Origin of the sequence: Bacillus cereus group sp. TH152-1LC, assembly GCF_027710505.1 — a bacterium.
Classification (GTDB): Bacteria; Bacillota; Bacilli; order Bacillales; family Bacillaceae_G; genus Bacillus_A; species Bacillus_A mobilis.
The window spans coordinates 15,974-29,798 of the sequence record NZ_JAQFNK010000013.1; the positions used below are offsets into that span (position 1 = coordinate 15,974).

Consider the following 13,825-nt stretch of genomic DNA (forward strand, 5'->3'; position numbering starts at 1 on the left):
TAATGGGCAGTAAGACCCCCACTGATTAAAGTTTCACTTTATTTCTTTAAAGGTGTTACCGTCCAATACGTAATAACACGCCAAATCCATTCTAGTGGACCCATTTTAAAGATTTTCATCCAAATTACACTAAACACAATTTGAATTACATAAATTGTGATACACACATATAGCGTCTGCATGTATGTTAAGTTTTCTGCAAAGTTAAATACGCTACCAGCAATTAAAATCATTGCAGTTTGTCCGATATAATTTGTTAACGCCATACGACCGTAGTATTTCAGTGGTGCTAACAATGTTTGAACTGGTTTTAACTGAAGTAATAAAATTAGTGCTCCTACATAAAAAGCTGAAATAATAGGTCCAACTGTAACGCCAATTTTTAAGAATTGACCTGCAGCATCCATTGTTCCATCCTCATTCATGAGCATCATATTTACGAATGGCTCAGCAGGAACGTGTCCATATTGATACCATAACGCTACAACACTTAAAACAAACATAATACCTGTAAAAATAGCGACTTGCTTGATTTTTGCTGAAAGATTTTCAAACACTTTATACTGCCCCGCAGCAAGACCTAATAAAATTAAACCTAATGGTAATAATTCCTTAGCTGCCATAATACTAAAAGCTATCGTAAGAATAAAACCGATTACTACATTCACTTCTTTTTTCGCTTTATAAAACGGTAAAACGACTAATCCACAAATTGCGTATAACGCTAGTGCTTCTCCAGGCTGAAACATTTGGTGAATCAAACCAAAAATAAATAGTGCAACTACACGGCGTAGAAATAGAACGTATCCATTCTTCCCTTTCGCAATTGCTCTTGTAATGAAGATGTAGAATCCTACTCCAAATAAGAATGAGAAAATAGAGAAGAAACGACCTTCTACAAATAGGTATAGAAACCGTTGGTAGCTAGCATCTACTGTATTAGGATCTGGAATTTTAATATTAAGTAGTGCAAGAATATTTACTAAAATAATCCCCAGTAATGCGAAGCCACGAATGTAATCTAACTCATCAATTCGTTTGTTTGTAATATTGTTCCCCATAAAGCAACTCCTTGTCCAAAATTTAATCCTCCCTTACTCTACTGGAAATGTTATCTTACAACTATCGGCAAACCTTACAGTAATCTTACATTATTGTCATATAACAAAATAAAACCAGGTCATATTGCGACCTGGTTTACTCTGATTGCTTTGATCTTTGCGGTTGTCCTTTTTTACTATTACGCTGTTTCACTTGCACAACCGGATCAAGTTCATTCGAAAACTCAGCGTTATGTCCATTTTGCGTTTTTTGCTCTGGATTATTTTGATCTGAACGTTTCGCCATTACATTCACTCCTTATTAGTGCGGTGTAATAATCATTTGATGTTGCAGTTGGCGAATTGCCATGCGTGCTCTATTTAACTGCTCACGTTGCTCATCATTCGCATGTTGTTGCATCGTTTGTAAATCGTTATATGCTTGTTCTAATTGTAACTGCGCATCTCCATACTCCAACGTATTATAATGCTCTTGTCTCATACCAAGATCTAATTGTTCTTTCGCATATTCCACAGCTTGCTCCGCTTGCGTAATATACGATTCAAGTGATTGACGCTCTGCCATAATTGTCCCTCCTTGCTTCAATTCCCCTTTAGTGTGTCCCTTCCATCTCTACCTTATGAGTATGTTATAATGGATTTTGTTTCATTTTGACTCGGCTTAGGAGGGAAAGTAATGAAGGTTCAAAACCCTTTTCCATATACAAACGACAATAAACGTTATCATACATGGAATTACCATTTACGAAATGAATTTGGTGAAAAAATCTTTAAAGTTTCATTAGATGCTGGCTTCGATTGCCCGAACCATGACGGTACAGTTGCTTACGGTGGTTGTACATTTTGCAGTGCTGCTGGATCTGGCGACTTCGCTGGTGATCGCCGCGATGATGTTATAACGCAATATCATGAAATGAAAGAAAAAATGCGCTCAAAGTGGAAAGATGGAAAATGTATCGCTTATTTCCAAGCGTACACAAATACACATGCACCACTTGAAGTGTTAAAAGAAAAATTCGAACCGCTTCTAGCAGAAAAAGACGTTGTCGGTCTTTCTATCGCAACTCGTCCAGATTGTTTACCAGACGATGTTGTTGAATATTTAGCGGACTTAAATAAACGCACCTACCTTTGGGTTGAACTCGGTTTACAAACTGTTCATGAGCGAACTGCAAACCTTATTAATCGCGCTCATGATTATCCGTCTTATGTGGAAGGTGTAAATAAATTACGTAAGCATGGCATTAGAGTTTGCTCTCATATTATTAACGGTCTTCCCCTTGAAGATTATGACATGATGATGGAAACAGCTCGTGAAGTAGCGAAGCTTGATGTACAAGGAATTAAAATTCATTTACTTCATTTATTAAAAGGAACGCCAATGGTGAAGCAATATGAAAAAGGACAACTCGAGTTCCTTTCTCTTGAAGATTACGTAAGTCTCGTTGTTGACCAACTTGAAATAATTCCAGAAGACGTAATTGTGCACCGCATCACAGGTGACGGCCCACCTGATTTAATGATTGGTCCAATGTGGAGCTTAAATAAATGGGAAGTATTAAATTCCATCGATGCAGAATTTGTACGCCGCGGAAGCTGGCAAGGAAAATATGCAAATGAGGAGAAACAAAAATGAAATTAGAACGTGTATTACCGTTTGCTCGCACACTGCTGCAAACGGCAGTAAAAGAAGGCGATTACGCTGTAGATGCAACACTGGGAAATGGACATGACACTTGCCTCCTAGCTGAAATCGTTGGAGATAGCGGAAAAGTATTTGGATTTGATATTCAAAAAGAAGCAATTGAAAGCTCCACTATCCGGTTAAAAGAAAAAGAGCTTTTCGAACGTACTTTTTTAGTTCACGATAGTCACGATACGCTTTTATCCGTACTACCAGAAGATGCAAAAGGAAAAGTAACAGGTGCTATCTTCAACTTAGGTTACCTTCCTGGCGGTGACAAGCATATCGTTACAAAACCGAACTCAACAATTTCGGCTATAGAACAATTACTAGAAGTAATGGCACCTGAAGGAATCATCGTCCTTGTCATTTACCACGGACATCCAGAGGGACAAGTAGAACGCGACGCTGTTCTCATATTTGCAGAAGAACTAGACCAAAAACAAGCTCACGTACTGCGATATGGCTTCATTAACCAGCAAAATAACCCGCCATTTATTGTGGCGATTGAAAAGCGATAATATATCGACGATTCGACAAAACATAACAAAAAAAGACGTGCACTCATTGCACGTCTTTTTCTTATTCTCCTATATAATGGATGTATACAATATTTGAAGAAAGAAGGATAGAACTTTGCTAGTAGAACTAAGGGGAATTCAAAAGAAGTATGGCAAATCACTGATACTAGATAACATCGATTTATCCATTCCAGAAGGAGAGGCACTCGCTATTATTGGCGGGAACGGCACTGGAAAAAGTACTCTACTCAAAATAATTGCAGGATTTATTTCACCTACAACAGGGACACTTCAAAGAAAAGAACATATACAAATCGGTTATGTACCTGAACATTTTCCTGAAGGGATTCGTTTTACATTAGAGGATTATTTATATCATCTCGGGCACATTCACGGCTTATCAACAAAATATTTAAAAGATAAAATTCCGATGCTTCTTGAATCTTTTCACTTACATCATGCAAGACATTCCGTTGTACGAAACTTTTCAAAAGGCATGAAACAAAAAACAGGCATTATGCAAGCATTGCTTACAGACGTCCATTTATTAATTTTAGATGAACCTCTTTCTGGACTTGATCCTAACTCACAGCAAGAATTAGAACATATTTTACTCTCATTAAAACAACACGGCATATCTATACTCTTCACATGTCATGAAAAACAACTACTAGAAAACTTCGCCGATAGAATTGTGTCGTTAGCAAATCATACAATCACGGAAGATATCTCTGTGCAAAAATCAGCAGAACAAGTCTATATTGAAGCAATCGTTCATGAAACATTTTCAGCGATAGAACTACGCAAGCAATTAGGATTTATACACGTTACACACAATTCAAATCAAAACCTTATTCAATTACAAATCGAAAAAGAATATACAAACGAAATGCTTCAGTTTTTATTACATAAAAAAGCATCTATCACACTGCTACAACCTAACTTTTAAATCGAAAGAAGGTTTATTAATGTTTGCTCTTATTCGTTACCATTTTCTCGACTATACAAAATCATATAAGTATGTCCCTCCTATTGCGATGTACTTTGTGAGCTTACTTTTTGTATATACATATAAACCGACTCCTATTGTGCCGACATACTTAGAAACGGCACTCGCACTTTATTTATTATCTGCCTGGATTACGGTCACAATTTTCCATACGGAAGACCCTGTACAAGAACAAATTACTATTTCTCACACAAATAATATTTCCGCACTATATGTTGGCAAATATATTACGGCTCTTCTCATTTGTACTGTTTTATCTTTTATATCCGTAATCTACCCAATTATTTTGCAAATGTTTAATGAAGAAATGACAGTTTCTTTATTTTTAGTCGGATTTCTCGCTCACATGTCTTTCTCTATACTAGGAATTTCAATCGCAACTTTATTTACTAGAAATATTATTCAAAAAGCAAGCACCGCTTGGCTTAGCCTGACATTTATATTACTTATAACGATCGCCTCAATCCGGTTTAAAAAAGAGTTACTATGGTTTTTACCACCCGTCGAAAGCTTTCTAATGCTTGGACAATACAAATATAATATACTTACTCACACGCTATGGCTCACAGCTTGGGCTATCGTATATTCATTTTTATTACTTACTTTATTTCTTTTTGTCGTTCACAAAAAACGTTTTTAATTACATATTAAAGGAGACAAAACCATGATCGGAATACTAGCAGGAATGGGGCCAAAATCAACTGGACCATTCGTCGATACAGTTGTAGCAAAGTGTCAAACAATATACGGAGCAAAGCATGATACGGACTTTCCTCATATGATGATTTATTCTTGCCCAACACCGTTTTACATGGATCGCCCTATTGATCACGAAGCAATGAAAAAAGCCATTATTGAAGGGGCACAAAAACTTGAAAGTACTGGCGTAGAATTTATCGCTATGCCGTGCAATACTGCGCATCTTTATTTTGAAGAATTACAGCATTCTCTGTCCATTCCGATTTTAAATATCGTTGATGAGACGTTACAAGCAATTCCTGAAAATACAAAAAGAGTCGCTCTTCTCGCAACAGAAGCGACAATTCAAGCTGGTATTTATCAAGACGGGATTGCAAAACGTAATATAGAGTACATTCATCATGAAAAATGGCAGACAACAATTAATCAAATTATTACCTATATTAAATCTGGAGAAGTTGAAGCAGCTCGAGAATTATGGAATGCGTTCGTTTTACAGTTAAAAGATGAAGTAGATACCGCCATTATCGCATGTACTGATTTGAATGTTGTAGCGAATGAGGATTTTGTTGATTCTGCTCAATGTCTTGCTGAGGCGGTTGTTAGGATGTATGTATCAAATATAAAGAAATCTTCGTAAAATAGAAAACATCCTTTCTGAAATGTGGTTTATGTTTGATGGAAATCCCCAAAACTTTTAACATTTTTCACAATTCCTTCAAAGTATCCACACTTAATCTCGCTATATTAAAATGAGGAATCTATTCATATAGGGAAGGTTAGGGGAACTGAAAGTATGAAAGTAAATCGTTCGCTTCATTACATTTTTTGGCGTTGGCATTTTTATGCCGGGCTTTTTATTACGCCGCTTCTTATTACGTTGTCACTGAGCGGAATTGGGTATTTATTTCGGGAGGAAGTTGAGGATTTCATCTATAAAGATTTATATTTTGGGAAGAGCGCCCAAACAGAATCTATTTCGATATCTGATTCGATTTCATTAACAGAGAAAAAATATCCACATTATAGCGTGGCGAAAATTAGTGAGTTTAATGGGGATTATAATACGAGACTTACGATTGCAAATGAGTATACTGGGCAACAAAAATTTGTGTATTTAGATAGCAATAATCAAATTGTTGGGGATCAAAATGCCAGTGAAACGTTTGCCAATATCATGAGGGAATTACATAGTTCTACAGTATAGTTGGTGGCACTGTCGTCAACTATACTGTAGAACTTGCGGCATGCTGGACAATCTTTTTAATTGTGACTGGATTGTATATGAGTATACGCCGATTCAAAAACACACCAGCATCCAATAAGCGAGAAAAAGCAAAACGACGTCATTCTATTATCGGTATTATATTTACAATTCCACTCGTTCTGCTAATCGCATCTGGATTGCCTTGGTCAGGATTTATGGGTAACCAAATTTATAAAATTGCATCGTCGAATGAAACGATTGGATATCCAAAGTTGTATATGGCACCGCCTGAATCAAAGGTAAAAGAATTGCCATGGGCAACAAGAAAAGAAGCTCCGCCTGAATCGAATTCAAATGAACCAAAAGCAATTTCTGTCGATGAATTACAAAAAGGAATTGAAATAAAGAAGCCATATGTTATCTCACTACCAGCTGATCCGAAAGGTGTATTCACCGTTTCGAAATCAAGTGGTTCCGGTATTACGGGCATGGATGTGGCACCAAATGAAGAAATAACAGCTTACTTTGATCAATATAGCGGAGAACTCATTTCAAAAACGGACTATCGTGATTATGGGTTATTTGCACAATGGTTCACTTACGGTATCCCGCTTCACGAAGGACATTTATTCGGATGGCCAAATAAAATATTATGCTTACTAACGACATTATCTTTATTACTTCTCATTTATTACGGAATAAAAATGTGGTTAGCAAGAAAACCAAAAGGAAAATTAGCAGCACCGCCAAAGCAAAGAGATAAGAAAAGCATATTCGTTTTCTTTATCATGACGGTTATACTAGGCGCTGTCATGCCTTTATTTGGACTATCTGTTTTAGTTATTTTTGCGATTGAACTTCTCATATATGTATTTGCAAAAATACGATCATAAATAAAAAGCATTTGTACTCTCTTGTACAAATGCTTTTTATTTACTATTTTCCTTTTTTCTACCACTTATTAAAAAGACAATATCTACTATAATAATCAATGCAATAATAACTTGGGCTACATAATCCATCGTTGTAGGACCACCAGCTTTATTCATCATCACATACATTCCAGTTACAAATGAAATGGAAAGTAGCACGAGTAATGTTACTTCAATATTGTCATATAGCTTTTGAAACAATCGCTTCACTTCCGCCACCACCTTTACCATATTATAACAAAAAACCACTCTACATGAGTGGTTTTCTTCATCACTGCGCCATTTTCTTTCGGTACATCTTCCCGTTCCAATAGAAGAATCGTGAAGTGAGGCCTCCGTACTTTACAATGCGCCGTGCCATTTTGTGCATATTCTTTTGTGCTGATACTTTTTGGTCTGATAAATAAATACCAAGTAACCCTCGGCTTATGAGACGATGAAACTTCGCATGAGGCAAATCACCAATGCTCTTCTCTGCTTCTTCTACAAAGTGTTTCATACGATCTAATATCGCTTGCTCGTTTTCATAATAACTACAGAAATTCAAATCCCCGCCCATACGGTCTTCTTCTTGATCGATGAAATAATCAAGTAAAATGTGAAGTCCTTGTACGTAAGGGAAATACCCTTGTCTAATTTTCGCAATATCTTCATCATGTAGCTCATCATGAAATGCATATGCGACAAGACAAAAGATTCCAAGCGTAGAACCTGCACATGCTGAAAATTCAAACCAACTCATCTCTGGTAAGTTTTCTTTATGTGCTTCAAACCATTTTTGTAAGCGTGGTTCTCTTTCTTCTAACTTCACGTGTTTATGAATTTGCAAATCACAATAATAACAAGCAAGTTCATGAAGAACAGGAGCAATTTTGTCATAGTGCTTCGTTTTCTTTAAAACATCTTGGCATGTTTCAACAAGTTCATCTAAATAACCACCATCGTCTTGATCATCACGATAGCGATAATAATTACCGCCACCTTCTACTTCAGGTGATAATGCCATTAACATCGATTCATGCAGTGCGGCAAAATCATTTGGATCAAGTGATGTACTGCGATCACATAAATTATCTAAATAGTCGCTGATCGTTTGATACGCTACGATAAAACGAATACATTCCTCTCGGTGTTCATCTGCTAATAGCGCTAAAATGCCTCCGCCTTCGCAATGAAACGTTTTATGCTCAATACTTGCGATTGCCTGACTATGAAGCTCATCATTCGGAATATGGTAGGCACGCTCTTTCCACATCGCTAGCTCATGGTGTACAACCGGAAACACATCACGGTATACTTTGGCCATGAGCGTTATGGGATTACTCGGTACGTTCACTTCTTCCTTCATCTCCTCTATTCAATGTACAAATAATTTACTTATTTGTTTCTATTATGCTATTGATGCGTATTTCAGTAAATGACTGAATATAATTCAAAATTTCATCACGCTCATACTCGTTTAATAACTCGTGATAACAATTCGGCCATTCTTTAAAAGCCTTATCACTCATTTTAACATTATCAAACCAAGTGCGGACACGTATTTTATCTACAAGTTTATCCTCACAAGCTTGCATTAGCAAGAGCGGAACATCTGGAAAATCATCTATTTTCTTATGAGCAATTTCGATAGACTTAATCAATTCACTATACCAACGTACTGATACTTTGCGCAAGAACAATGAATCATTCTCCATTGCGTCTCGAACTTCATGATTACGAGTTGACATTTCTACTGTAAGATTCGTTGCAAATTGCAATTTGGGAGCAATAACATTTAATATTTTTGAGGCGACTCGAAGCGGAGCAGAAGGTCCAGCTACTACGCCTAAACATGGCGAACTTAAAACAATACCGTCTACATCTTCTCTCTTCGTTTCTTGCATCATACGAATAACAATAAGACCACCCATACTATGACCGAATATAAAAATAGGTAATCGATACTTTCTTGCCTCTTTCACCCATAATTTAACTTCCTCTATGTATTCATCAAACGAATCAATATGTCCTCTATTTCTTGAAGTCGTTCCATGTGACGGAAGGTCCCCCATCACGACGTGGTAGCCGATATGATTCCACATTTCCGCAACTGCTTCGTAACGTCCGTGATATTCCATTGCGCCGTGCACGATAACAACGACAGCTTTCGCTTCCTCTGCTTCATAATTCCACATACGGCTCTCCTCCATTTCACTCTTTCTTATAATTTGATACACTGAAACTAGTCTCTAGGAAAGGAAGGCTTTACATGATATACCCTTACAAAGAAAAAAACCCGAAAATTGCGAGTAGTGCTTTTATCGCTGATTATGTTACCATTACAGGCGATGTTTCCATTGGCGAAAAATCAAGTATTTGGTTTAATACAGTCATACGCGGTGATGTGTCACCAACAATCATTGGAGACCGAGTAAATGTACAAGATCAATGTACACTTCACCAAAGCCCACAGTATCCTCTTATTTTAGAAGACGACGTGACCATTGGGCATCAAGTTATTTTACATAGCTGTCATATTAAAAAAGATGCTTTAATTGGAATGGGATCTATTGTATTAGATGGTGCTGAAATTGGCGAAGGAGCCTTTATCGGTGCTGGAAGCCTCGTTTCACAAGGAAAGAAAATTCCACCTAACACGTTAGCTTTCGGTCGCCCAGCTAAAGTCGTCCGTGAGTTAACAGAGGAAGACCGTAAAGACATGGAGCGCATTCGCACACAATATGTTGAAAAAGGCCAGTATTATAAGTCATTACAGAAGTAACTTTTCCAGCTGCCATTAAAGTGGCAGCTTTTTATATAAAAACTAACTTTTTCTTTACAAAACATTATTACTCCCTCAATAAAATCTTATTAAAATAAAAGCTAATATCTCCATATATATGTAAACGAGGGAGGAGAATTTCCATGAAGGTCAGTGGACTGTATAAAATAGAATGTTACATTTTCAAAGGAATTAACCGATACTTTGATCAAAAAACATTAAATATCTTTTTCAGCAATATTACTCATATCGGTGGTGCTACTTTCTCAATCGCACTCACACTTTTCTTTTTAATTTTTGCAAAAGGGACTTTGCATCAAGCTGCAATCGCAACTGCTATTTCTTTAGCAATTAGCCATATTCCTGTACAAATATTAAAAAGATGGTACCCGCGAAAACGTCCTTATTTAACAATTCAGGATGCGAAATATCCAGTCCATCCATTAAAAGACCACTCTTTCCCGTCTGGTCATACAACAGCCGTTTTCTCTGTCTTCATTCCATTTATTTGCTATAATCCAAACTTACTTGTTTTTCTATTACCTTTAGCATTATGCGTCGGTATTTCTCGTATTTATTTAGGGCTTCACTATCCGTCTGATGTATTCGTCGGTATGTGCCTCGGCACTTGCTCTGGCATCATCTCTTTTTATCAATTCATCCCACTTTTCACATAAAGGAGTGATATGATGAGAGTCGCCATTTTTACCGATACTTTTACACCACAAGTCAACGGGGTTGCGAAAACATTAGAACGATTAACACATTACTTTCAGAAAGAAAAGATCGCCTATTCTGTTTTCGCCCCTCAGCATACAGCTGAAGATGATTTCGTAGCTAACGTGAATAAGATGAGAAGTATTCCGTTAACAATATTATATCCAGAATGCCGCTTTTCTTTTCCTACTCCGCGCATTAAACGTGAACTTCTTTCCTTTAAACCTGACATTATTCACATTGCTACACCTTTCAACATGGGCCTTTGTGGATTGTATTATGCAAAAAAATTAAACATCCCAGTTGTCGGTTCTTATCATACTGATTTCGATGCTTATTTACGCTATTACAAAATCGAATTTCTCTCTAATATGCTTTGGAACTATTTAAAATGGTTTCATAGTCATATGCAAAAAAATTTCGTTCCTTCCTTTGAAACGTTACACCAACTAAAAAATAAAGGTTTTCAGGCCCTCTCCATATGGGGACGTGGTGTAGATTGCACACTCTTTCATCCATCTTACAATACAGACCTATTCCGAAAAAAATATAATATTACAGCGAAGTATGTCCTTTCCTATGTTGGACGGATTGCCCCTGAAAAAGATATTGATACGTTGCAACACCTTATCGTGAAAACAGCACATACTCGAAACGACATTCATTGGCTCATCGCGGGAGACGGTCCGCTAGCAACAAATTTGCGTGAAGCTGTTCCGCATGCAAATATTACTTTTACTGGATATTTACAAGGGAAGGATTTAGCTGAAGCATATGCTTGTTCTACCATCATGGTATTTCCATCTGCTACTGAAACGTTCGGAAATGTCGTACTCGAATCACTTGCATGTGGTACACCTGTCATTGGTGCAAATAGTGGCGGAGTTAAAAATATTATTACGGATGGCAAAACGGGAGTTCTTTGTCCCCCCAAAAATGAGGACGCATTTCTATCATCCATTTATTCTTTATTGCAAAATGAACAGAAACTAATGCAAATGGGGCTAGCGGCTTCGTCTTATGCCCAATCAAAAAGCTGGGATGAGATCTTTCGTGGCTTACTTGACCAATATGAAACAGTCCTTCAGCACACCACATCAGAATTACTCGCCTAAACAGAAAAACTCCCTTCGAAAAAACGAAGGGAGTTTATTACACAGTTGTAAATTTTAGTTTACTAAATGATACATTAGGTGTAATATCTATTTATTTCTATATTCATTATAACAAAAAGACATATAACTAAATAGACTTGTAATAAAAACCCATAAAAATTAATATATGGTTATACAGTATTTTTACTGTATGGTGATTTTAAGTGATTCCCCTTAAAATCAACTTACTCACATACCTTTATACAGTAATTGTTCCCCAATTTCTGTATATCAAAAAACCTTTCATTCATTTGAAAGGTCTTTTTGAGCCTGCACATATTCTTCTTTCGTATTCACATTTATAAACCAATCTGCATTCGCTTGTACATCTTCTCCAGAAACATACTTCACATTACATTGTGATAAAAGTTGGCCCATACTTCTTTTTTCCTCCTGAAGCAAAGCATAAATCTTTTCTTTCACACGGTTATGATACGCTGCAAGTAATGGTTGTTTCCTTCCATTAATAATAGGGACAACTGCATCATATTCATTACTCGTTCGCTCTAGTAAAATGGTAAACCACTCTTGCGAAACATTTGGCGCATCGCAAGGCATAATAGCATACCAATCTGCTTCTATATATTCCATTCCTGATACAATTCCAGCAAGTGGTCCATTTCCTTTATAATGCGGAATATCTTCTATAACAGGAACTTGTACGAGTTGCTCTACTCGCTCTTTTATATCGGAGTTACTAATGACCACAACTTCTTGCAACGCAGTCGTCATCACTTTCAAAATATGCTCTATAAAAGTACTACCTTGCCAGCTCGCTAACGCTTTCGGCTCACCGAATCGACTCGACATACCGCCTGCCAATACAATTCCAGCATACTTACTCATTGGCGATGCAGCTCAAATGTAATATGACCTAATTCCGGTAAAATTAATTTATTCATCGCAAGACGAACTGCTCCGCTAGACCCTGGCATGGAAAAGACAACTTTGCGGCCAATTGTACCGCCAATCGCTCTACTTAACATTGCGCTGCTTCCGATATCTTCTAAATAACTAATCATGCGGAACAACTCACCAAACCCGACAATTTCTTTATCTAATAACGCTGATACTGCTTCAATCGTCACATCACGTTTCGTAATGCCAGTACCGCCATTTGTTAACACGACATCAACATCTTCCCTATGATAACCAGCTAACACCGCTTGCTGAATACTTTCTTTATCATCTTTTACAATTTCATAAGAGGTCACTGTATGCCCTGCTTCTTTTAACAATTCATGTAATAGTTGTCCGCTCTTGTCCGTCTCTTCTGTACGTGTATCAGAAATCGTCACGATCTTGCAGCGCACTTCTTTTGGCGCTTGTTTTTTATGTTCAGTTACACTCATTTTTCATCTTTCCTTTCATTTAACTTTGTAAAATTATGTATAAATTAAAGAATTCAATATGATACAATATAAGCATATTTATCCATATAAAGGAGCTTTATATGATTCAAAATATGAAACGATACGTACCCATTATACCATTCCTAATTATATTATCCCTTTTTCAATGTATCGCTTACGGGTTTGATATTAACTTTTTAAAATTGTATGTGCTTATGCCTGATGGTGGTATTCGTTACTATTTGACTAGCACATTAATTCCTCTCGTACTTGCCTATAGAGTAGATTATATATTTAAACGTTCTATCTCTAAATAAGGAGGTCTACATATTATGGAACTTTACAAAAAACTAACAACAACATTCATCCTCTTATTCGTCGCTTCCATTACTGTTGGCTTTTCTCTAAAAGACGCAATTCCATACGCTACATTAGTAAGCATTATATTCGCAACACTATTTTTACTAAGCAGTGCCTTTTGCGCGGGTAAAGCACGTCAAATGAAAGGTTGATTACATATGTTCCAGAAGAAACCAATCCTTTGTAAATCATGTGAAAAAGAAATCCAAACGTATGAAAAAGCATGGATTCATATGCCCTTTCCGGCAAGTGGCATGACGAATATGAAAAAATATATTGAGCTAGACGGTGAAGTGTATTGTAGCTCATGCATTCAAATTGTAAGTAAAACAAAATAAAAAAAGCTTTGCGCTCACCGCGCAAAG

The 13,825-nt window shown here is 36.8% G+C and carries 19 protein-coding genes and 1 pseudogene; 12 read left to right on the top strand and 8 right to left on the bottom strand.

Annotated features, from left to right (window positions below):
* Positions 1-38 precede the first annotated feature (38 nt).
* The 3 genes from PDL00_RS23215 to PDL00_RS23225 form a co-directional block, all read right to left on the bottom strand.
* Positions 39-1,061, bottom strand: a complete 1,023-nt coding sequence (locus PDL00_RS23215; protein ID WP_242256911.1) for a DUF418 domain-containing protein — start codon at positions 1,059-1,061, stop codon at positions 39-41.
* A 136-nt stretch (positions 1,062-1,197) separates the two neighbouring features.
* A complete protein-coding gene (locus PDL00_RS23220) occupies positions 1,198-1,347 on the bottom strand; it encodes a hypothetical protein (RefSeq protein ID WP_001129345.1) in 150 nt (49 codons plus the stop codon).
* 15 nt (positions 1,348-1,362) lie between these two features.
* Positions 1,363-1,626, bottom strand: a complete 264-nt coding sequence (locus tag PDL00_RS23225) for a YtzC family protein (protein WP_061676783.1) — start codon at positions 1,624-1,626, stop codon at positions 1,363-1,365.
* Between the two features lie 111 nt (positions 1,627-1,737).
* On the opposite strand from PDL00_RS23225, the gene PDL00_RS23230 reads away from it, so the two are divergent.
* The 6 genes and pseudogenes from PDL00_RS23230 to PDL00_RS23255 all read left to right on the top strand — a co-directional run bounded on the left by PDL00_RS23230 (position 1,738) and on the right by PDL00_RS23255 (position 7,074).
* A complete protein-coding gene (locus PDL00_RS23230) occupies positions 1,738-2,697 on the top strand; it encodes a TIGR01212 family radical SAM protein (RefSeq protein WP_270731324.1) in 960 nt (319 codons plus the stop codon).
* Positions 2,694-3,266: a class I SAM-dependent methyltransferase gene (locus PDL00_RS23235; protein WP_270731326.1), complete on the top strand. Its 573-nt coding sequence runs from the start codon at positions 2,694-2,696 to the stop codon at positions 3,264-3,266. The genes PDL00_RS23230 and PDL00_RS23235 overlap by 4 nt, the downstream gene beginning before the upstream one ends.
* 115 nt (positions 3,267-3,381) lie before the next feature.
* Positions 3,382-4,215, top strand: a complete 834-nt coding sequence (locus PDL00_RS23240) for an ABC transporter ATP-binding protein (protein WP_270731327.1) — start codon at positions 3,382-3,384, stop codon at positions 4,213-4,215.
* A 19-nt stretch (positions 4,216-4,234) separates the two neighbouring features.
* Positions 4,235-4,915 carry an ABC transporter permease gene (locus PDL00_RS23245; protein ID WP_270731329.1) on the top strand — a complete coding sequence of 227 codons (681 nt, stop codon included), beginning with the start codon at positions 4,235-4,237 and terminating at the stop codon, positions 4,913-4,915.
* A gap of 24 nt (positions 4,916-4,939) precedes the next feature.
* Positions 4,940-5,614, top strand: a complete 675-nt coding sequence (locus tag PDL00_RS23250) for an aspartate/glutamate racemase family protein (protein WP_270731331.1) — start codon at positions 4,940-4,942, stop codon at positions 5,612-5,614.
* 156 nt (positions 5,615-5,770) lie between these two features.
* Positions 5,771-7,074, top strand: a pseudogene (locus PDL00_RS23255) (PepSY-associated TM helix domain-containing protein).
* Between the two features lie 36 nt (positions 7,075-7,110).
* Here the strand turns inward: PDL00_RS23255 and PDL00_RS23260 are convergent.
* The 3 genes from PDL00_RS23260 to PDL00_RS23270 are packed head-to-tail and all read right to left on the bottom strand — an operon-like array spanning position 7,111 to position 9,290.
* Positions 7,111-7,344 (bottom strand): hypothetical protein, encoded by a 234-nt coding sequence (locus PDL00_RS23260; RefSeq protein ID WP_270731332.1) that lies wholly within the window; start codon positions 7,342-7,344, stop codon positions 7,111-7,113.
* Between the two features lie 40 nt (positions 7,345-7,384).
* The gene (locus tag PDL00_RS23265) at positions 7,385-8,449 is read right to left on the bottom strand and encodes a tetraprenyl-beta-curcumene synthase family protein (RefSeq protein WP_061676775.1); all 1,065 of its coding nucleotides are present in this window, start codon (positions 8,447-8,449) and stop codon (positions 7,385-7,387) included.
* A 37-nt stretch (positions 8,450-8,486) separates the two neighbouring features.
* Complete coding sequence (locus tag PDL00_RS23270; RefSeq protein ID WP_270731334.1) at positions 8,487-9,290, bottom strand: alpha/beta hydrolase; 804 nt, start codon at positions 9,288-9,290, stop codon at positions 8,487-8,489.
* A 74-nt stretch (positions 9,291-9,364) separates the two neighbouring features.
* On the opposite strand from PDL00_RS23270, the gene PDL00_RS23275 reads away from it, so the two are divergent.
* The 3 genes from PDL00_RS23275 (at position 9,365) to PDL00_RS23285 (ending at position 11,709) form a co-directional block, all read left to right on the top strand.
* Positions 9,365-9,877, top strand: coding sequence for a gamma carbonic anhydrase (locus tag PDL00_RS23275; protein WP_270731336.1), 513 nt, complete (start codon positions 9,365-9,367; stop codon positions 9,875-9,877).
* A gap of 143 nt (positions 9,878-10,020) precedes the next feature.
* Complete coding sequence (locus tag PDL00_RS23280; RefSeq protein ID WP_061676773.1) at positions 10,021-10,554, top strand: phosphatase PAP2 family protein; 534 nt, start codon at positions 10,021-10,023, stop codon at positions 10,552-10,554.
* Between the two features lie 12 nt (positions 10,555-10,566).
* The gene (locus tag PDL00_RS23285; RefSeq protein WP_242256921.1) at positions 10,567-11,709 is read left to right on the top strand and encodes a glycosyltransferase family 4 protein; all 1,143 of its coding nucleotides are present in this window, start codon (positions 10,567-10,569) and stop codon (positions 11,707-11,709) included.
* Between the two features lie 282 nt (positions 11,710-11,991).
* On the opposite strand, the gene PDL00_RS23290 is transcribed toward PDL00_RS23285, so the two are convergent.
* Positions 11,992-12,594 carry a molybdenum cofactor guanylyltransferase gene (locus PDL00_RS23290; RefSeq protein ID WP_270731338.1) on the bottom strand — a complete coding sequence of 201 codons (603 nt, stop codon included), beginning with the start codon at positions 12,592-12,594 and terminating at the stop codon, positions 11,992-11,994.
* Complete coding sequence (locus PDL00_RS23295) at positions 12,591-13,100, bottom strand: MogA/MoaB family molybdenum cofactor biosynthesis protein (protein WP_000117133.1); 510 nt, start codon at positions 13,098-13,100, stop codon at positions 12,591-12,593. Before PDL00_RS23295 ends, PDL00_RS23290 begins: the two co-directional genes overlap by 4 nt.
* Before the next feature lie 101 nt (positions 13,101-13,201).
* On the opposite strand from PDL00_RS23295, the gene PDL00_RS23300 reads away from it, so the two are divergent.
* From PDL00_RS23300 to PDL00_RS23310, 3 genes are read left to right on the top strand one after another with little or no spacing between them, the layout of a single operon-like run.
* Entirely contained in the window at positions 13,202-13,417 is a 216-nt protein-coding gene (locus tag PDL00_RS23300; RefSeq protein WP_270731340.1) for a hypothetical protein, read from the top strand.
* Between the two features lie 15 nt (positions 13,418-13,432).
* Positions 13,433-13,612 (top strand): hypothetical protein, encoded by a 180-nt coding sequence (locus tag PDL00_RS23305; RefSeq protein ID WP_088123578.1) that lies wholly within the window; start codon positions 13,433-13,435, stop codon positions 13,610-13,612.
* Positions 13,613-13,618: 6 nt separating this feature from the next.
* Complete coding sequence (locus PDL00_RS23310) at positions 13,619-13,798, top strand: hypothetical protein (protein ID WP_240589073.1); 180 nt, start codon at positions 13,619-13,621, stop codon at positions 13,796-13,798.
* Positions 13,799-13,825: the final 27 nt, after the last annotated feature.

Excerpts from the sequence above, each read along its gene's own strand:
- PDL00_RS23260 (WP_270731332.1), bottom strand. The coding sequence starts at position 7,344 with ATGGTAAAGGTGGTGGCGGAAGTGAAGCGATTGTTTCAAAAGCTATAT.
- PDL00_RS23245 (WP_270731329.1), top strand. The coding sequence starts at position 4,235 with ATGTTTGCTCTTATTCGTTACCATTTTCTCGACTATACAAAATCATAT.
- PDL00_RS23305 (WP_088123578.1), top strand. The coding sequence starts at position 13,433 with ATGGAACTTTACAAAAAACTAACAACAACATTCATCCTCTTATTCGTC.
- PDL00_RS23285 (WP_242256921.1), top strand. The coding sequence starts at position 10,567 with ATGAGAGTCGCCATTTTTACCGATACTTTTACACCACAAGTCAACGGG.
- PDL00_RS23295 (WP_000117133.1), bottom strand. The coding sequence starts at position 13,100 with ATGAGTGTAACTGAACATAAAAAACAAGCGCCAAAAGAAGTGCGCTGC.
- PDL00_RS23225 (WP_061676783.1), bottom strand. The coding sequence starts at position 1,626 with ATGGCAGAGCGTCAATCACTTGAATCGTATATTACGCAAGCGGAGCAA.
- PDL00_RS23230 (WP_270731324.1), top strand. The coding sequence starts at position 1,738 with ATGAAGGTTCAAAACCCTTTTCCATATACAAACGACAATAAACGTTAT.
- PDL00_RS23290 (WP_270731338.1), bottom strand. The coding sequence starts at position 12,594 with ATGAGTAAGTATGCTGGAATTGTATTGGCAGGCGGTATGTCGAGTCGA.
- PDL00_RS23250 (WP_270731331.1), top strand. The coding sequence starts at position 4,940 with ATGATCGGAATACTAGCAGGAATGGGGCCAAAATCAACTGGACCATTC.
- PDL00_RS23215 (WP_242256911.1), bottom strand. The coding sequence starts at position 1,061 with ATGGGGAACAATATTACAAACAAACGAATTGATGAGTTAGATTACATT.
- PDL00_RS23270 (WP_270731334.1), bottom strand. The coding sequence starts at position 9,290 with ATGTGGAATTATGAAGCAGAGGAAGCGAAAGCTGTCGTTGTTATCGTG.
- PDL00_RS23275 (WP_270731336.1), top strand. The coding sequence starts at position 9,365 with ATGATATACCCTTACAAAGAAAAAAACCCGAAAATTGCGAGTAGTGCT.
- PDL00_RS23280 (WP_061676773.1), top strand. The coding sequence starts at position 10,021 with ATGAAGGTCAGTGGACTGTATAAAATAGAATGTTACATTTTCAAAGGA.
- PDL00_RS23310 (WP_240589073.1), top strand. The coding sequence starts at position 13,619 with ATGTTCCAGAAGAAACCAATCCTTTGTAAATCATGTGAAAAAGAAATC.
- PDL00_RS23220 (WP_001129345.1), bottom strand. The coding sequence starts at position 1,347 with ATGGCGAAACGTTCAGATCAAAATAATCCAGAGCAAAAAACGCAAAAT.
- PDL00_RS23235 (WP_270731326.1), top strand. The coding sequence starts at position 2,694 with ATGAAATTAGAACGTGTATTACCGTTTGCTCGCACACTGCTGCAAACG.
- PDL00_RS23300 (WP_270731340.1), top strand. The coding sequence starts at position 13,202 with ATGATTCAAAATATGAAACGATACGTACCCATTATACCATTCCTAATT.